Here is a 17,496-nt window from a genome sequence, read left to right as displayed (position 1 = left end):
GGCGCTCACGCCGGTGGCCGGGCGCCGAGCAGTTCGACGAAATAGCCCACGAGCGCGGGCATATCGACGTCCCGGTCGTACAGCCATTGGGTCTGCAATCCGTCGATCACCGCGAACAGCAACGGGGACAACCGATCCGGGTCGAGTCCGGGTGCGATCTCGCCGCGCTCGCGCAACTGCCCGAGGACCTCGCGGCCGATCGCGCGGATCGTCTCGTACCGGTCGCGGAAGTAGTCGTGGGACAGGTGACCGGTCTCGGTGGCCTCGTGGGTGAGGCGGGCGTGCAGTTCGACGAAGCCGGGCACCGCGGCGTTGTGCGCGACCAGTTCCGACAGCCGCGCGCCGAGGTCGGCAGGCGGCGAGCCGTAGGTCGCCAGGTCGATCTCGTCGCGCCGGCGCAGGATCTCGGTGAACAGCGCGTCCTTGGATCCGAAATAGTGCAGCAGGCCGTTCTGGCTGAGCCCGACCGCGTCGGCGATCTGCTTCACCGTCGCCTGCCCGTAGCCGTGCCGCGCGACGATCGCCAGCGCGGTGTCGAGGATCTCCGCCCGCTTCTCGACACCCTTGCTGTAGGGACCACGCCTCGCCATGGGTGCATGGTACGGAGCCGCCGGTGGGACTTCCGCCGCGCGGACCGCGCTCCTTGCCGAGACGAATCCCGCATGCCATTCTGTTTTCGTTCGACGGTCGCGCCACCGAGGTGGGCCGGATACCTGCCGGGAGGAACGAATGACGTCGACGGTGCCGGATCACACCGGGGATTCCGCGGTCGCGCAGCAGGCCGCGCTCACCGGTGGCGCCTCGTTCTGGTCCACCCGGGAGGTGGGCGGCACGGCGGCGTTCACCCTGCACGACGGGCCGCACGGCCTGCGTAAGCAGACCGGGGAGACCGATCATCTCGGCATCGGCGAGAGCGTGCCCGCGACCTGCTTCCCGCCCGCGGTCGCGCTGGCCCAGACCTGGAGTGTCGCGTCGGCCGGGGAGGTCGGCGCGGCGCTGGGCCGGGAGTGCCGGGCCGAAGGGGTCGGGGTGCTGCTGGGCCCGGGGGTGAACATCAAGCGGGACCCGCGCGGCGGGCGCAATTTCGAATACCTCTCCGAGGATCCGTACCTCACCGGCGAACTCGGCGCGGCGTGGGTGAACGGGTTGCAGGCACAGGGCGTCGGCGCGTCGGTGAAGCATTTCGCCGCCAACAACGCCGAGAACGACCGGATGCGAGCCAGTTCCGATATCGACCCGCGCACCCTGCGGGAGATCTATCTGCGCGGCTTCGCGCGGATCGTCCGCGCCGCCCGGCCGTGGACGGTGATGTGCTCGTACAACCGGCTCAACGGCGTGCGGGTATCGGAGGACCGCTGGCTGCTGACCGAGGTGCTGCGCGGCGAATGGGGTTTCGACGGGGTCGTCGTCAGCGATTGGGGTGCGGTGCGCGATCGGCCCGCCGCCGTCGCGGCCGGGGTGGATCTGGCGATGCCCGGCCCCGATCCGGGGGGCGACGAACGCATCGTGGCCGCGGTGGCCCGCGGTGAGCTACCGGCCGCGGCGGTGGAGCGGGCCGCCGGCCGGGTCGCCGCGCTGTCGGCCCGGATCGCGGCGGCCGGTGCGCCGGAAGCCGGATTCGATCGCGACGCCCACCACGCGCTCGCCGCGCGCATCGCCGCCCGCGCAATCGTCCTGTTGCGCAACGAGAACGAACTGCTGCCGCTGGACCGCGCGCAATCCGCCGTCGTGATCGGCGAATTCGCCCGCACCCCGCGCTATCAGGGCGGTGGCAGCTCACATGTGAATCCCACCCGCCTGGACATCCCGCTCGACGAGATCCGGCGGGTGGCCGGATCCGAGGTGCCGTTCGCGGCCGGGTTCACCACCGACGGCAGCGGCGACGCCGCGGCCCTGCGGCGCGAGGCCGTCGAACTCGCGCGATCGGCGGAGGTGGCGGTGCTGTTCCTGGGTGTCGACGCGGGACAGGAGTCCGAGGGTTTCGACCGCGATCACCTCGAGTTGCCCGGTGAGCAGCTCACCCTGCTGCGCGAAATCGCTGCCGTACAAGGGAATATCGTGGTCGTGCTCGCGCACGGCGGCGTACTGCGGCTGACCCCGGTCACCGAACTGGCGCCCGCGATCCTCGACGGGGCGCTGCTCGGCCAGGCCGGCGGTTCCGCGATCGCCGAGGTGCTCTACGGGGTGGTCAATCCCTCCGGCAAACTGGCCGAGACGGTTCCCGCCCGGCTCGAGGACGTCCCCTCCTATCTCGAATTCCCGGGCGGGTTCTCCCACACCCGGTACGCGGAGGGACTGTTCGTCGGCTACCGCTGGTACGACGCGCGCGGGATCGAGGTCGCGTTCCCGTTCGGACACGGCTTGTCCTACACCACCTTCGGCTACACGGACCTGCGGCTCGAGTCCGGCGAGGACGGCATCACCGCCACCGTCGCGGTCACCAACACCGGGACCCGCGCCGGACGCGAGATCGTGCAGTTCTACGCCGGACTGCCCGGCTCGGCGCACACCCGCGCGGTCCGCGAGCTGAAGGGTTTCGCGGAGGTCACGCTGGAACCCGGTCAGACCGCCGACGTCACCGTCGCGATCCGCCGAGAAGATCTGGCCTACTGGGACATTCGCATCGACGACTGGGTGGTCGAACCGGGCGATTACGAGATCGCCGCGGCGGCCTCCGGCGCCGATCTCCGGTTGCGGCGGACCGTCACCGTCACCGGCGACACCGTCCCGCTGTCCGTGGACGGCGACACGACCCTCGGCGAACTGCTCGCCGATCCGGCGGCGGCCGCGGCCGTGATCCCGCTGCTGCAGCAGATGATGCCCGCCGACGGCGGCGGGACCGCGCTGGGTATGGACATCGCCCGGATGGTGATGTCGATCCCGCTCGGGATGCTGGCCTCCTTCGCAGGCGGCGACGCGGGCGATCTGGTGGACCGGATCCGCACGGCCGTCGAGCACGGTTAGCCCGGAAGCAGTTCCAGCGCACCGGTGTCCAGGACGTGTGCGCAGTGCCGGTCCAGCATGGTCAGGAACAGCCGGTCCCCGCGCTCGGTGCGTTCGACGACGACCGAGGCCGCGATCGCCATCGTGACACCCATGAAGGCGAGCGCCCGCACCTCGTCGCGCACCTGCGCCGGGGGCGGCGGCGAATTCGCGCCCAGCTCGGCGTGATACGCGGACAGCAGGTCGTCGTAGTGCGCGCGGCGGTCCGCCACGCGCAGCGCGCCGCCGAGGAAGTAGGACAGGTCGGTGCGCACCGGTCCGGCCATCACGCCCTGCCAATCCACCACGACCAGTGGCCTTTCCGCGCCGGGCCCGCCGAACAGCAGGTTGTCCAGCCGGTAGTCGCCGTGGACCAGACCGCGGGTCAGCGTCGTGGTGGTGGCGGCGTAGGCGTCGAAATGCCCGACCAGACGGTCACAGACGGTGCGTTGCGGTGCGGTGATCCGCTCGCCGTAGCGGTCAAGGAACAGCGCGTAGAGCTGTTCGAACAGCGCCTGGTTCAGCAGCGATCCGCGCTCCAGCCAGGCCGCCTCGGTCAGCTCCGGCGCGGCGGCGACCAGGGCGTGCCAGCGGCCCAGTCCGCGGACCGCCGCCTCGGCCTGTTCGATTGTCGCGCCGAGGATCTCGTCGCCGACGACGGCGGGGGCGGCGTCACCGAGCATCAGATCGAAACATCCGGTACCGGGATCGATCGCGGCGTGATGACAGGCCGGGATCGGTCCGGCGGTCAGATGCGGGGCGATCTCGCGGTAGAACCGGACCTCGCTCTCGTACAACCCCATCGCCGATCCGGTCTGCCGGCTGGTGGGATCCTCGGCGGCGACCTTCAGCACGACCGAGCGCGGACCGCTGCCGCCCGGCGCGTATTCCAGTGCGACGCGGTAACAGTCGCTGACCTGGCCGGTACCGATCCGCTCGCACCGGAACTCGGTGACGGTGCCCGCACCCAGCGTTGTGGTCAACCACTCGGTGGTGAGGTCGGCGGGGCGCTCCAGCGGAGCCTCCGAGAACTGTTGCGCCACTGGGTACCTCACTCATCGCTTCCCGACCCGGGCTCCGGACCGACCGGCCACGGCCGCACCGGGTGGAAGAAACTGTAAACCTTACAGTACAGTTTCGCGCGGGTTTCGGCGGCAGCCGATGCCGCGACGATCCCTCGAACGCGCTGATGGAGTTCCACGATCGCCGCGAGATCCGTTGCCACCTCGCTCATGAGCCGAACACCTTCTCCACGCTGGCCGAGCACCGTTACAGTAAGCTTCACTGTATCAGCGACAACAATCGGCCGTTTCCGATCGCCCCCAATCCGGCGCGACTCCCCCGAACCGAGACGACCGCCGGATAGTATGTCTCGCAGTACCAATTACCCCGGCATCGCGACGAACCGCGATCGACGGATACGAATCCGGGACGGATTGCGGCAGAGAGGATCTCATCGAGGTGAGTGCAGGGGCGGCGAAGCGGGCGAGCGCCGGGAAGCGTCCGCGCCGCGAACGCGGCTCACTCAATCCCGGCGACATCCTCGACGGCGCCTTCGAACTCGCCCGCGAGATCGGCATCGACAACATGAGCATGCTGATGCTCGGGAAACACCTGAACGTCAGCGTCACCAGCATCTACTGGTACTTCCGCAAGAAGGACGACCTGCTCGACGCGATGGCCGAACGCGCCCTGCACGAATTCCGCCTCACCGTCCCGCTGATCGAAGTCGAGCGCTGGCGGCCCTCCCTGGCCGAACACGCCCGCGCCGGCCGCCGCGATTTCCTCGCCCACCCCATCCTGGTGGACCTGATCCTGGTCCGCGCGGTCCTGAGCCCCCGTGCCGAACAACTCGGCGCCACCCACGCCGACCGCGTGACCGACCTCCTCACCGAAGCCGGCTTCCCCCGCCTCGAAGCCGAAACCCTCTACACCGCAATCCAATTCCACGTCCGCGCGGCCGTGGTCCTGCAACGCCTCTACGACCGCAACCGCGAATCCGGCACCCCCGGCGCCTATTACGACACCCTCGTCGCCTCCCCCGACACCACCCCCCTCCTCGCCCGAGCCCACGCCCTGGGCCTGCACCACGGCTCCCCCGACGACCGCAACTTCGAATTCGGCCTGCAATGCCTCCTCGATCACGCCGAAATCGTCCTCGCCGCATCGGCAAGGCAGGGGACCGCCCCCGAAGGCCGGTAAGCCGCCGCACCGAAACAGCAAGTGGGACAACGGCGGATCAGGTGGAGCGCCGCTGGATGAGGCGAGCCAGGCCGGTGTCGGGGGGTGGTTCGGGGACCGGGTAGCCGAGGGAGGTGAGGAGGGCGGCCATGGCGATGTCGACGATGATCTCGGCGTCGAAGGCGATGGTGGTCAGGGGTGGGGCGGCCACCTCGCCGAGGGGGATCGCATCGACACCCATCACCGCCAGGTCTTCGGGGCAGCGGAGGCCGGCCTCGCGGATGCCGTGCTGGACGACCAGGGCGGTTTCGTCGCTCTGCGCGCAGACCGCGGTGACGCCCGCGGCGACCCAGGTGGTGACCGTGTCGGCGGCGTCGTCGGGGCCGATCGTGGCGACGTGCAGGTCGGGGAGGTTGCGGCGGCGAGCGGCGGCTTCGAGGCCGGCGAGCCAGTAGTCGCCCAGGGGGCGCCATTTCACCGGGTTCGCGTAGGCGAAGGCCAGGTGGCGGTGGCCGCGGGAGGTCAGGTGGTCGACGCGCATCTCACCCGCCGACAGGTGCAGTTCGCCGACGGATTGCAGTGCGCTGCTGCCCAGATGGAATTGGGGGACGCCGGCCGCCTGGACCGCCGCCAGTGCGCCGCCGCTGAGCGGGAACACGCTGGTCACGGCGACCGGATCGAAGGCGGAGAGGGCCTCGGTGACCTGGCGGTCGTCCTCGGTCTCGAACAGCACCAGGGACATGACGCCGTGCTTCGCCAAGGCGGTCGTCATCCGGCTGCCGACCTCGATGGGTAACTCGCCCAGCGCGATTCGCGGCACGAGGTACAGCACCACGCCGCTGCCGCCGCGGGCCAGGTTGCGGGCGGCGAGGTTGGGGCGGTAGCCCAGTTGCCGGGCCGCTTGCTGGACCGTCTCGCGCGTCTGCGCGGAGATCGTCACGCCCTTGGCGTTGTTCAGCACGTAGCTGACCGTTGCCGTCGACACCTTCGCCAGTCGGGCGACATCGGCCTTCGTGGGCCGATCCGACCTGCTCACCCGCCACACCTCCGATTCGACCGGTCCGATACCGCCACGCTCATGATGCCGTATCGGATTTCGGCCGTGTGGCGGCGCGTCGGTATTTACGCGCGTAAGCTGTGCGCGTGACTTCAGGACAGTGAAAGGCGAAGTTCAGTGACGATCACCGCCCCGAGCGACGTGCACTTCGATCCCTACGACGTCGACCTCATCGCGGATCCGTACCCGATGTTCCGGCGCCTGCGTGAAGAGGCACCGCTGTATTACAACGAGCAGTACGAGTTCTACGCGATCAGCCGGTTCGACGATGTCAACAAGGGCCTGATCGACTGGGAGACCTACAGTTCCGCCCGCGGCGGCATCCTGGAACTGATCAAGGCCGATATCGAGATCCCTTCCGGCGTGGTGCTCTTCGAGGATCCACCGCTGCACGATGTGCACCGCAAGCTGCTGGCCCGGATGTTCACCCCGCGCAAGGTCCACGCGCTGGAGCCGCACATCCGCGAGTACTGCGCGCAGAGCCTCGATCCGCTGGTCGGCGGCGACAGTTTCGACTTCATCGCCGATCTCGGCGCGCAGATGCCGATGAAGGTGATCAGCAAGCTGGTGGGTATTCCGGAGGGCGATCAGGAGGCCATCCGCGACAACGCCAACAATCGGCTGCGCACCGAGGCGGGTAAACCCATGCGGGCCGAGGAGGGGCTGTCCGGCGAGATCTTCGCCGACTACATCGACTGGCGCGCGAAGCATCCCTCCGACGACATCATGACCGAACTGCTCAACGTCGAGTTCGACGACGAGAAGGGCGTCCACCGCAAGCTGACCCGCGACGAACTGCTCACCTACATCAATGTCGTCGCCGGCGCGGGCAACGAGACCACCACCCGCCTGATCGGCTGGGCCGGAAAGGTTCTCGCCGAACATCCGGACCAGCGCCGGGAACTGGTCGAGAATCCGGCCCTGATCCCCGGTGCGATCGAGGAACTGCTGCGCTTCGAGCCCCCCGCGCCGCACACCGCGCGCTATGTCACCCGCGATGTCGAGGTGTACGGCCACACGGTGCCGGCGGGCAGCATCATGATGATGCTGCTCGGTTCCGCCTGCCGCGACCATCGCCAATACGCCCCGGACGGTGACGTTTTCGACATCCACCGCGAGATCAAGCAGAACCTGGCCTTCAGCATCGGCACCCACTACTGCCTGGGCGCCGCGCTGGCCCGCCTGGAGGGCCGCATCGCCCTCGAGGAGATCCTCAAGCGGTTCCCGGAGTGGAACGTCGACCTCGGCCGGGCCCGGCTGTCGCCGACCTCCACGGTCCGCGGCTGGGAGACTCTGCCCGCGGTCCTCGGCTGAATCTCGTTGCGCGCGTGGCAGTCCGGTGCTCGGGTTGTGCCCCGAAGTGGCCGGTGGGGTGGCGCCACCGGATCGCCTATTCGGCGATCCAGTTGCCGTGGAATCCCATCGGCACCCGCCGGGGCAGCCGCACCGAGGCCACCGGTCCGGCCTCGACGGCGGTGGCGTCGAGAATCCGCAGCTCCGACGGCACCTTCGGGTCGTCGTGGACGACCAGGGACATCAGCCAGCCCTCGTCCTCCGCACGCGCGCCGACCGTCGGCACGAATGCCGCCTCGCCCGCATGCCAACCCGAATCCAGTTGATGTGCAGTGGATTTGCCGGATCCGACATCGTATTTGACGATGGTTGCCTGGTCGACCGCGTAGAGATGCCGGTTCGGTCGGCCGACGTGGCGGGCGTTCAGGGTCGGGAACTCCACCGACCTGTCGTCGAGCGGCTGTTCGGTGACCCGGCCGGTCGCGGGGTCCAGCGTCCACCGGTGGAGCCGTTGACCGTATCCGGTGGCCGGCGAGGAGGTTTCGCCACCGAGCGCCGGCCAGGTGGCGTTCCACGCCGTCGCGTCGTACCGGACCGCATCCAGGACGATGCGGCCCGCACCGTCCTCACAGGCGTTTCCGACATGGAACACGTAACAGGGTTCCACCTCGAACCAGCGCACGGGGCCGCCGTCCTTGCTCATCACACCGAGTCGCGCGCCGTGGTCGTCGCTCCACCGGAAAGGCAGGCCCCGGCCCGAAAACTGAAGGGTGACCGGAAGATCCAGCCAGATCACGTTGTGCTCGGTGATCGCGAAGTCGTGCATCATGGTCGGCCCCGGCACCTCGATCGGGGCACCGAACACCGATTCACCGGTGGCGGACAGCCGGTGGTAGGTGACGAAGGGCGGCCGAAAGTCGTAGCCGAAGAAATGCAACTCCCCGGTGATCGGGTCTTCCTTGGGATGTGCCGTCATGGCGGTGGTCAGTGCGCCGGCGAAGTCGCACGCGCCGACGGTATCCAGATCCGGGGTGACCTCGAAGGGAAAACTGTTCTCCACCAACGCGAACAGCCGTCCACCATGGGAGACGATCGACGTGTTGGCCGTGCTGTAGGCCCGATCGAGGCTGCCGTCCGCGCGCAGCGGCGAGGCGCCGGCGAACTTGGGCGTACGGACCCATCGGTTGCGATACCACTCCGCGCGCCCGTTGCGCAGCCGCACGCCGTGCAGCATGCCGTCGCCGACGAACCAATGCGGACTCACCGTGCCCGGCAACGGATTCGGCCCGTTACGGATGTACCGGCCGTCCAGCTCGGCGGGCAGCGCACCGATGACGTCCAGTTCGATCGACTCGATCTCGTCGCCGACCGGCGCATAACGGCCCGACATGTAACTCGGCAGCGATGTCCCGGTGCCGCACTCGGTCGAATATCGTTGCGGGTCAGCGGCTTCGTTCGGTTTCGCCACTGCTGCTCCTGGGATGCCGGGCGGTCACCAGCCGGCGAATCGCGGCGGCGACCTGTTCGGGTTGTTCGGCGGGGATGATGTGCTCGGAGACGGCGTCCTCGTAGTGCGCGCCGGTCTGTTCGGCATATCGGCGCTGGTACTCGCGCATGACGTCGAGATTGCGGGCCTGGTAGCGGGCGGCGTGGGTCGCGGAGATGACAACGACGCCGGATTTCGGCGGTTGTGGTGGGCGGCGCCGGAATTCGGTGATCGCCGCCGCGACGGCCGCTATTTCGCGCCGAGTGGCAGCGAGACCGGCGGGGGTGAAGTCCTCGGCCAGCATGGTGGCGTAGCTGTCGGCGGGGAACTTGCGCCCGTAGGAGCGGGTCAGCATCCGCATGAGCGGCGGGACGTGGCTCAGTGCCTGCTGCACCGCGAGGATGCGATCGGTCTTCGCCGCGATCGGTGCCCAATTGTCGTAATTCGGAGCGGCTTCCGGCGTCGGGTCGACGAGCACGAGCCCGGCGGGTGCCAGAATTTCCGCGGCACGGCGCACGATGAGCCCGCCCATGCTGTGCCCCACCAGGATCACCCGCTCCGGTGCGAGCGTCCGGACCAACGCCACCAGGGTGGCGGCCATATCGTCGACGGTCTGCGGCGCGCCGGCGCTGCCACTGCGGCCGCGGCCGGCCCGGTCGTAGGCGACGGTGTGTGCGATATCGCCCAGCAGCGGTACGACTCGATCCCAGAGTGTCCGCCCGGCGCCCCCGCCGGATTCGAACACCACCCAGGTGTCCCCGGCGCCGGACTCTTCGATGTAGATCTCGATGCCGTTCACCGGCACTCGGCGCCCCGGGACATCCCGCATCACGGCCACCCTTCAACTAGTACCAACTTTGGGAACGGTACCAGAAATGGGATAGTTACGGCATGGACCCTACGGAGTTGCTGCTCCACCCGGTGCGGTTGCGGATCATCCACGCGTTGTCCGGCGGCCGGTTACGCAGCGCCGGCGAATTGTGCGATCGCATGCCCGACGTGCCCCGAACCAGCGTCTACCGGCACCTCGGTCTGCTGACGGAGGGCGGAATGCTCGAGGTCGGCGACGAGCGGCGAGTGCGCGGCGCGGTGGAACGGTCCTACCGACTGCGCCGCGACCGCCCGACCATCTCCCCCGACGCGGGCAGCGCGATGACCTCGGACGAGCACCGTCGCGGGTTCGCGGCCGCGATGGCCGTCCTGATCGCCGAATTCAACGCCTACCTCGACCGAGCGGACGCCGACCCGGTCGCGGACTCGGTCGGTTACCGGCAAGCCACCCTCTGGCTCAGCCCGGCGGAACTCGACGCCATGCTCACCGGCTTCCGCGACATTGTCGCACCCCTCGCCGCGAACGAACCCGGGCCGGAACGCAGTCCCTACTTGATGAGCCCGATACTCTTCCCGGGTGAGGCGCCACCGTCCCCGAGCTGACGATGCGTCGTGGGATCCGAGACCCGCCCGCACCACTTCGAGACGGAACTCAGCCGCCGCTGCGCGCGTACCGGGCCGGGGTGACCCCGACGATCCGGCGGAAGTGCCGGGTCAGGTGCGGCTGGTCGTGAAAGCCGGTCGCGGCGGCCACATCCCGGGTCGGCACACCCGAGAGCAGCAGGGCGCGAGCGAGATCCACCCGCCGGGAGACCAGGTACCGATGCGGCGGCATCCCGTACTCGCGGCCGAACGCCCGCACCAGATGAGTGGGATCGGCATGCAGCGCGGTGGCCGCCTCGGACAGTGAGATGCCTTCCACCACATGTGTTTCCAGTAGATCGCGCAGCATTCGCGCCAGCGCCGGATCGGTGCGACGCGGCTCGGGGCCGCGGCCGGACAGCAATGCGCGCAACCGCTCGCCGATGAGCGCCAGGCGCCCGCCCGCCTCCAGTTCGTCGCCGGGCCGGCCGAGGGCGGTGTGCAGTCGTCCGATGCGGTCGTACAGCAGTGCGTCGGTGAAGGTCGGGGTGTCGACCGCGCGCCCGATCAGGTGCTCCGGCAACTGATCCCGATCCAGGTACAGCACGCGCTTGCGGAAGCCGGCCGCGGTCGCCGCCTGCCCGTTGTGCGGAATGTGCGGTGGCAGCAGCGAAACCGCGTGGCCGGGCACGCCGTGCCGGTGCCGCTCGAGATCGTACCGCACCGCACCGTCGTCCACGATCAGCAGCGTCCAGTTGTCGTGCGCGTGCATCGGATAGCTGTGCCCGACGAATCGGGCGTGCAGCACCTCGGTGATCCCCGCGACCGCCGGCCGCCAGGCGCGGACCTGCTCGATCCGGGGATCCGACATGCCAAGATCGTACAAGCCCGGCGGCCCCCGGCCGGAGGACAGTCGCACCCATGGCGAATGTGCGATTCGAGACGAAGATCGTGGTCCTGCTGCGGGCCGACCTCCAGCCCTGGCAGCGGATGAACGTCACCGCCTTCCTGGTCAGCGGCCTGGGGACGGTGCAGCCGGAGGTGATCGGCGAACCCTACCGGGACGCCGACGCGACGATCTATCTCCCGATGTTCCGCCAGCCGGTCCTGGTGTTCGAGGCGGAGAAGGAGATCCTGCGCGAGGCCCACCGCAAGGCGCTGGCCCGCGGCCTGCCCGTCGCGGTGTTCACCACCGATCTGTTCGCCACCGGCAACGACGCCGACAATCGTGCCGCCGTCGGGGCCGTCGGCACCGCCGACCTCGACCTCGCCGGACTCGCGGTGTACGGTCCGCGCAACTCCGTGGACCGGATCACCAAGGGCGCCCGGATGCATCCCTGACGCGGATCAGCGCACGACGTCGAGGATGTTCTTCTGGATGCCGTTCGAATACGTCTCGGATTCCACGAGTTTCAGCTTCCGGGTGTCCTGGTCGGCCGTGCTGAACAGGCGCTTGCCGGCGCCGAGGAGCAGAGGGAAGACCAGCAGGTGGTAGCGGTCGATCAGGCCGGCGTCGGCGAGGGCGCGGTTCAGGGTTGCGCTGCCGTGCACGATGATCGGGCCGCCCTCGGTCCCTTTCAGGGCGGCCACGTCGTCGAGTGAGCGCAGGATCGTGATGTCGCCCCAGTTGGTGACCAGATCGTCCTCGGTGAGGGTGGTGGAGACGACGTATTTCGGCATCGCGTTGTAGCCGGGGAATTCCGGCATGTCCGGCCATACCGGGGCGAAGGATTCGTAGCTGACGCGGCCCAGCAGCATGGCGGTGGCCTCCTCCTGCTCGCGGCCCTTGAGTTCGTAGGCCTCGGGGACGAATTCGACGTCCTTGAAGGTCCAGCCGGCGTTGCGGTAGCCGGCCTCGCCGCCGGGGCCCTCGACGACGCCGTCGAGGGAGACGAATGCGGTACTGATCAGGGTGCGCATGTGAATTTCCTTGATTCTCTTGCTGTTTCGGATGGGTTCAGGCGAACAGGGTGGTCAGCCAGTGCTGCCACGCGGATTCGGCGCCGGTGGCTTCCGGGTCGAAGACGTGATGGAACATGACGGCCATCCCCGGGAGGCCGTAGTGGAAGCTGTAGAGGCCGTCGGGGGTGCGGACCGCGATCCGTTCCTCGTCCGCCCAGGTGACCTCGCCGTCGAGCGGCGGCAGGGCCGGCGGTTCGGCGTGGGCCCGGTCGCCGGGGGTGACCGGCGTGGGCAGGGACAGGGCCCGGATCAGGGTCGCGCGCAGTTCGGGGCCCGCGGGGCCGGGGGCCGCGGCGAAGACCGGCGTCGCGGTGCGGCCCGGGAAATGGCGCAGATAGTCGGCGAGGGTGTGCAGATGGAACGGCCAGCCGCGGCGCAGGGCGTCGTACTCGTCCGCCCAATCGTCGCCGAGCATGCCGCTGTGGACGGCGCGCAGGACGGTGCTGCCCCGGTCGCGGCCCTCGATGAGGTATTCGAAGGCCATGAAGCGGCCGTCCGCGGCGGTGGCGGTGCGGGTGGCGAAGCGTTTACCGGGCTCGTAGGCGGTGATCACCGCCTCCTCGCGCTGACCGCCGGTATCCATGGCGGCGACACCGCCCTCGCGGGGTTCGACCTCGTTGTGGCCCATGAACCAGGAGTCGATGCCCGGCCCGGTCGCGATCGCCGCCCACACCTCGTCGGGGCTCGCCGGCAGGGTCGTCTCCAGTTCGATCTCGAACGGCTCCGCCATCGTCAATTCTCCTGTTCTGCTTCGGTTTCGGTGCCGGGTCTCGGGTCGGGGATCTGGTGCAGCCCGACCACCACGCGGTGGCGGCGGCCACCGGCGGCGGATTCGTCGTGATAGCGGCCGACCAAGGTCGCCACCGCCGTGGCCAATTCGTCGGCGAAGGCGGCGCGGTCGGCCGCCGAGGCGAAGCGCACCTCCGCATCGATGCCGAAGGTGGCGACCCGCCGCTGGGCGCGCGCGGCGCCGGTGAGCAACGCCCCGACCTCCTGCACCAGCCGCGCGCCGAGCGCCAGCAGCCAGCGCGCGGACAACTGGTCCGGAGAACGCGCGGGATCCGGGCTGACCGCACCCAGCGCGCTGGGCGAGATGACGTAGGAGGCGGCGGTCGCGCGGAACACCCGTTCGGTGACATTGCCCTTGCGCCGCTCGGCCTCCAGTTCGACCAGGCCGTGCCGTTCCAGCTCCTTGAGGTGGTAGTTCACCTTCTGCCGGGGCAGCTCGAGCCGTGCGGCGAGCATCGCGGCCGAGCCGGGCTCGGCCAGGGCGGCGAGGATCCGGGACCGGATCGGGTCCAGGGAGGCCTCGGCCGCGGCGGCCTCTTCGATCACTGCGACGTCGAGCATGCTGACAGCCTGCTACCGACAAATAAATTTGTCAAGACAAGACTTATTGTCGGTGATGGCCGGGGACGATCGGTGAGGTCGGCCGGGTCGAATCTATAGTCGGAGCGTGGATCGCACACGGGTCCGTCTCGCCGAACTACTGGCCGTCCTGTCGCTGGCGAGCGACCTGGGTATGGGCCAGCCGATGGACCATGTCCTGCGGCAGTGCCTGATCGCGCTGCGGCTCGCGCGCCGGCTGGGCCTGTCCGAGGCAGACCGCGAGGTGGTCTACTACACCGGGCTGATCGCCTGGGTCGGCTGCCATATCGACGCCTACGAACAGGCGAAGTGGTTCGGCGACGATCTGGCGTTCAAGACCGACTACCGCGGCACCGACTTCGCCGACGGGACCGCCGAGCGGATGTTCATCCTGCGGCATCTCGGCGCGGGACGGCCTGCGGCGGAACGGATCCGGCTCGGCTTCGGCTTCCTCGGCGAGGGTTATCGGGCGGCGCAGACCATGCTCGACAATCACTGGCATGCCAGCGATCGCCTCGCGCAGCGGCTCGGGCTCGATCAGCGGGTGCGCGACGGCGTCGAGCAGACCTTCGAACGGTGGGACGGCCGGGGTGCGCCGAAAGGTGTTCGCGGCGAGGCACTCTCGATGCCGGCCCGGCTGGTGAACCTCGCCGACGTGGTGGAGGTGTTCCATCGGGCCGCCGGCGTCGAGGCGGCGATCGAGGTCGCGCGGGCCCGCAGCGGTACCCAGTTCGATCCGGCGGTCGTCGACGTCTTCGTGGCGGAGGCCGAGTCGATATTCGACGATCTGGACCGGGCCGACAACTGGGAGACCGTCGTCGCGGCGGAACCGGTGCTGGACGGCCGGTTGACCGAGGCGGAACTGGATTCCGCGCTGGAGGCGATCGCCGACTTCGCGGACATCAAATCGCCTTATACGATCGGCCATTCGCGCGCCGTCGCGGATCTGGCCGGGGCGGCCGCCGAGGTGCTGGACCTGCCGAACCCGGCGCTGGTCCGCCGGGCCGGGCTGGTGCACGATCTCGGCCGGCTGGGGGTGTCGAATGCCATCTGGGACAAGCACTCCGCGCTGAGTCACGTCGAGGTGGAGCGAATTCGGCTGCACCCGTACCTGACCGAGCGGATGTTGGTCCGATCCCCGGCGCTGGCGCCGCTCGCCGCTATTGCGGTACAGCATCACGAGCGACTGGACGGCAGCGGCTACCCGCGCGGATTGTCCGGCGCCGCAATCGGAATGGCGGGCCGGGTGCTGGCCGCCGCCGACTTCTACCGGTCCCGGACCGAACCGCGCCCGCACCGCGCGGCGGTATCGGCCGCCGAGGCCGCCGCGCTGCTGCGCGGCGAGGTCCGCGACGGCCGGCTCGACGGTGACGCGGTGGCCGCCGTGCTGCGGGCCGCCGGTCATCGCGGCGGCCGGCGGCGCACCTGGCCCGCCGGGCTCAGCGACCGTGAGGTGGAGGTACTGCGCCTGCTGGCCCGCGGTATGTCCAATCGGGAGATCGCCGAGGCGCTGGTCATCTCCCGCCGGACCGCGGGCCATCACGTCGAGCACATCTACGCCAAGACCGGGACGGCCAACCGCGCCCTGGCCAGCCTGTTCGCGGCCGAGCACGGCCTCATCGGCGAGACCGTCACGGCGAGCGGGGATCTCAGTAGCTGAACGCGGTGACCTGATCGTCGCCGATCCATTCCCAGAGCTGGACCGTGCCGCCGAGTTCGGCATTGCTCACCAGCGTGTCCTTCGCCAGGTGCCGGGCATCGAAACAGATGGGGCACACCAGCATTCGACCGCCGGCCTGCCGGAATCGCGCCACCAGATCCGGCAGCGGCGGGCAGCCCTCGCAGGCCACGCCCTGGGCCACCTCCCCGGTCGCCAGCCGCACGGCCTCCTTCGTGAGGAACATGAGAGTCGGCCGCCCGTGCTCCGCCGCGCCGAGCGCGACCAGGAACGCCACGGCGACCTTTTCGGAATCTTCCAGCCCGGTGATGAGGCTGACCACTGCTTTGTTCGTCATGCCTATGAGCATCGGCCCCGAGGGGCGCGCGCCGCATGGGTCGATCGCCCCATCTTTGCCGGTATTTCGACATGCACCCACCGCAGCGGCGCAGCGGGTTACCGGCCCGTCGGGCCCGCTCCGGCCGAGGGTCACGAATCATGGAGGGGCACGGCCGCATCCGGGAGCAGCACCGGACGATCGCCGCACACGCCCGGTGCGGGATCCGCGACTCGCCGGTGACGGGCGTGTCGTACTCGGCGACGGCACCGTGCACGAAACCGACCTGGTGGTCGGTGCCGTCGGCGACATCCCGAACACGGAGTGGCTCGCGTCGACCGGACCGGTCTCGAACGAGGTTGTGCCCGTGGACGACCGCGGGCCGGTCCGGCCGGAGATCGCCGCCGCCGGCGATCCGGCGGCCTTCCCGACCGCGTCCGGCGTGCGCCGAATTCCGTTGTGGAACAGCGTGATCGAGCAGGCGAAGGTCGCCGCGACGGTGTTGCTCCGCGGCCCGGCGACACCGTCGCCGGACTTCCGGACCGAGCAGTTCGGGCTCACCCTGCAGGTGGCCGGGCACCTGCAGGTGACCGGTCCGCCGGGGTATGTCGACGGCGCGCCGGGCGGGCCGGTGCTGCTGCGCCGGGCGGGTACCGATGTGGCCGCGGCGCCGAACTATCGGATCCCCGCTCCCCGGCTGCGCGGAGTCGGCCTCGGGGTCGCGTAAATTCGTCGCGATGAGCGACGTCGGAGGTGCCACGGGTTCGGGGTTGGATCGACTGGCGTCGGTCAACCTCAATCTGCTCGTACCCCTGCTCGCGGTGCTGGAGGAGCGCTCGGTGACCCGGGCCGCCGAGCGGGTGGGCCTGTCCCAGCCCGCGATGAGCCACGCGCTGGGCCGGGTGCGGCGACTGCTCGGGGACGATCTGCTGATCCGCCAGGGCGGCGCCGCGGCGCTGACCCCGCGCGGGCTGGAACTGATCGCGCCGCTGCGGTCGCTGCTGCAACAGGCCGCGGACGTGATCGACTTCCGGGGGTTCGATCCGGCGACCGACCGCCGGGTGGTCACCGTCGCCATGACCACCAGCACGGCCTTCGTCCTCGGGCCGCGGCTGGGCCGGCTGCTCGCCGAACAGGCGCCGCACGCGACCCTGCGGCTGCGCACGATCACCGTGCCGACCGAATCCACCTATACCGAGCACGGCGTGGACGTCGTGCTGATCTCCGAGGGCCACACCTCGCCGTATCCGCGGGAACGGCTGTACGACGACCGGATCGTGGTGGTGGCGTCGACCGACACCCCGCCGCAGGCGAGCGCGCTGGAGCTGGTGACCAGCGTGCCGCACGTGGTCGTCGACAGCGAGCGGCGGGTCTTCCCCTACTCGGTGCTCGACGAGCACGGTATCGACTATCACGTGGGCCGGCGGATCTCGGATTTCCTGCTGGTCCCCTACCTGATCGCGGGTGCGGGCGGGGTCGGGCTGCTGCGCTACCGGGTGGCCGCGGCCATGCGGGCGATGCTGGACGTGCGGATCGAGGAATTCCCCTTCCCGCTGCCCGGTCTCGGCATCGACATGGTCTGGAATCCGCATCTGGGCGACCGGCCCTTCATCGCGTGGCTGCGGCAGGTGCTGTTCGACGCCGCGCGACCCTGATCAACGGCGGCCGATCGAGCCCGGCTCTCGATGAGGACGTCCGGCATCTCGGCGGGCCGGACTCCCCGGGGCCCCGCGACGCCGCGCACCCGTCCCGGCCGGTCC

General features: G+C 69.8%; 19 protein-coding genes. 8 read left to right on the top strand and 11 right to left on the bottom strand.

Translation table 11 applies throughout. The features are described 5' to 3' along the window. Positions 1-5 precede the first annotated feature (5 nt). Positions 6-590, bottom strand: coding sequence for a TetR/AcrR family transcriptional regulator (locus G361_RS0100705; RefSeq protein WP_019925114.1), 585 nt, complete (start codon positions 588-590; stop codon positions 6-8). A gap of 139 nt (positions 591-729) precedes the next feature. Between G361_RS0100705 and G361_RS0100700 the strand changes: the two genes are divergently transcribed. After that, a complete protein-coding gene (locus G361_RS0100700) occupies positions 730-2,964 on the top strand; it encodes a glycoside hydrolase family 3 C-terminal domain-containing protein (protein ID WP_019925113.1) in 2,235 nt (744 codons plus the stop codon). On the opposite strand, the gene G361_RS0100695 is transcribed toward G361_RS0100700, so the two are convergent. Both G361_RS0100695 and G361_RS0100690 read right to left on the bottom strand, forming a co-directional pair. Beyond that, entirely contained in the window at positions 2,961-4,037 is a 1,077-nt protein-coding gene (locus tag G361_RS0100695; protein ID WP_369797861.1) for a phosphotransferase, read from the bottom strand. The genes G361_RS0100700 and G361_RS0100695 overlap by 4 nt on opposite strands. Then, positions 4,034-4,216 (bottom strand): hypothetical protein, encoded by a 183-nt coding sequence (locus G361_RS0100690; RefSeq protein WP_019925111.1) that lies wholly within the window; start codon positions 4,214-4,216, stop codon positions 4,034-4,036. Before G361_RS0100690 ends, G361_RS0100695 begins: the two co-directional genes overlap by 4 nt. A 227-nt stretch (positions 4,217-4,443) precedes the next feature. Between G361_RS0100690 and G361_RS0100685 the strand changes: the two genes are divergently transcribed. Continuing rightward, entirely contained in the window at positions 4,444-5,184 is a 741-nt protein-coding gene (locus tag G361_RS0100685) for a TetR/AcrR family transcriptional regulator (protein WP_019925110.1), read from the top strand. Positions 5,185-5,221: 37 nt separating this feature from the next. On the opposite strand, the gene G361_RS0100680 is transcribed toward G361_RS0100685, so the two are convergent. Further along, a complete protein-coding gene (locus G361_RS0100680; protein ID WP_019925109.1) occupies positions 5,222-6,208 on the bottom strand; it encodes a substrate-binding domain-containing protein in 987 nt (328 codons plus the stop codon). Positions 6,209-6,337: 129 nt separating this feature from the next. Here G361_RS0100680 and G361_RS0100675 point away from each other — a divergent pair, with 129 nt between their 5' ends. Then, positions 6,338-7,534, top strand: a complete 1,197-nt coding sequence (locus G361_RS0100675) for a cytochrome P450 (protein WP_019925108.1) — start codon at positions 6,338-6,340, stop codon at positions 7,532-7,534. Between the two features lie 76 nt (positions 7,535-7,610). On the opposite strand, the gene G361_RS0100670 is transcribed toward G361_RS0100675, so the two are convergent. Together G361_RS0100670 and G361_RS46530 are read right to left on the bottom strand one after the other, a co-directional pair. Further along, positions 7,611-8,903 carry a carotenoid oxygenase family protein gene (locus G361_RS0100670; RefSeq protein ID WP_019925107.1) on the bottom strand — a complete coding sequence of 431 codons (1,293 nt, stop codon included), beginning with the start codon at positions 8,901-8,903 and terminating at the stop codon, positions 7,611-7,613. 52 nt (positions 8,904-8,955) lie between these two features. Beyond that, entirely contained in the window at positions 8,956-9,828 is an 873-nt protein-coding gene (locus tag G361_RS46530) for an alpha/beta fold hydrolase (protein ID WP_155981226.1), read from the bottom strand. 62 nt (positions 9,829-9,890) lie between these two features. Here G361_RS46530 and G361_RS0100660 point away from each other — a divergent pair, with 62 nt between their 5' ends. Beyond that, the gene (locus G361_RS0100660; protein WP_019925105.1) at positions 9,891-10,433 is read left to right on the top strand and encodes a helix-turn-helix domain-containing protein; all 543 of its coding nucleotides are present in this window, start codon (positions 9,891-9,893) and stop codon (positions 10,431-10,433) included. A gap of 49 nt (positions 10,434-10,482) precedes the next feature. Here the strand turns inward: G361_RS0100660 and G361_RS0100655 are convergent, their stop codons facing one another. Continuing rightward, positions 10,483-11,283 (bottom strand): AraC family transcriptional regulator, encoded by an 801-nt coding sequence (locus G361_RS0100655; RefSeq protein WP_019925104.1) that lies wholly within the window; start codon positions 11,281-11,283, stop codon positions 10,483-10,485. Between the two features lie 50 nt (positions 11,284-11,333). Here G361_RS0100655 and G361_RS0100650 point away from each other — a divergent pair, with 50 nt between their 5' ends. Next, complete coding sequence (locus G361_RS0100650; protein WP_019925103.1) at positions 11,334-11,753, top strand: DUF2000 domain-containing protein; 420 nt, start codon at positions 11,334-11,336, stop codon at positions 11,751-11,753. A 6-nt stretch (positions 11,754-11,759) separates the two neighbouring features. Here the strand turns inward: G361_RS0100650 and G361_RS0100645 are convergent, their stop codons facing one another. Genes G361_RS0100645 through G361_RS0100635 form a run of 3 tightly spaced genes read right to left on the bottom strand, consistent with a single transcriptional unit; the run spans position 11,760 to position 13,724 of the window. Next, entirely contained in the window at positions 11,760-12,332 is a 573-nt protein-coding gene (locus tag G361_RS0100645; RefSeq protein ID WP_019925102.1) for a dihydrofolate reductase family protein, read from the bottom strand. A gap of 37 nt (positions 12,333-12,369) precedes the next feature. After that, complete coding sequence (locus G361_RS0100640) at positions 12,370-13,104, bottom strand: SRPBCC domain-containing protein (protein ID WP_019925101.1); 735 nt, start codon at positions 13,102-13,104, stop codon at positions 12,370-12,372. A gap of 2 nt (positions 13,105-13,106) precedes the next feature. Continuing rightward, positions 13,107-13,724, bottom strand: a complete 618-nt coding sequence (locus G361_RS0100635; protein WP_019925100.1) for a helix-turn-helix domain-containing protein — start codon at positions 13,722-13,724, stop codon at positions 13,107-13,109. A gap of 106 nt (positions 13,725-13,830) precedes the next feature. Here G361_RS0100635 and G361_RS0100630 point away from each other — a divergent pair, with 106 nt between their 5' ends. After that, positions 13,831-15,402 carry an HD domain-containing phosphohydrolase gene (locus G361_RS0100630; RefSeq protein ID WP_019925099.1) on the top strand — a complete coding sequence of 524 codons (1,572 nt, stop codon included), beginning with the start codon at positions 13,831-13,833 and terminating at the stop codon, positions 15,400-15,402. On the opposite strand, the gene G361_RS0100625 is transcribed toward G361_RS0100630, so the two are convergent. After that, positions 15,392-15,757, bottom strand: coding sequence for a DsrE family protein (locus G361_RS0100625; RefSeq protein ID WP_026342555.1), 366 nt, complete (start codon positions 15,755-15,757; stop codon positions 15,392-15,394). The two genes, G361_RS0100630 and G361_RS0100625, sit on opposite strands and share 11 nt — an antisense overlap. A 196-nt stretch (positions 15,758-15,953) precedes the next feature. On the opposite strand from G361_RS0100625, the gene G361_RS41695 reads away from it, so the two are divergent. Next, the gene (locus G361_RS41695; RefSeq protein ID WP_019925097.1) at positions 15,954-16,463 is read left to right on the top strand and encodes a hypothetical protein; all 510 of its coding nucleotides are present in this window, start codon (positions 15,954-15,956) and stop codon (positions 16,461-16,463) included. A 10-nt stretch (positions 16,464-16,473) separates the two neighbouring features. After that, positions 16,474-17,391 (top strand): LysR family transcriptional regulator, encoded by a 918-nt coding sequence (locus G361_RS0100615; RefSeq protein ID WP_019925096.1) that lies wholly within the window; start codon positions 16,474-16,476, stop codon positions 17,389-17,391. Positions 17,392-17,496 lie beyond the last annotated feature (105 nt).

It is taken from the genome of Nocardia sp. BMG111209, assembly GCF_000381925.1.
In the GTDB taxonomy this organism is placed as follows: Bacteria; Actinomycetota; Actinomycetes; order Mycobacteriales; family Mycobacteriaceae; genus Nocardia.
This window is presented reverse-complemented; position numbering and strand designations above follow the sequence as displayed.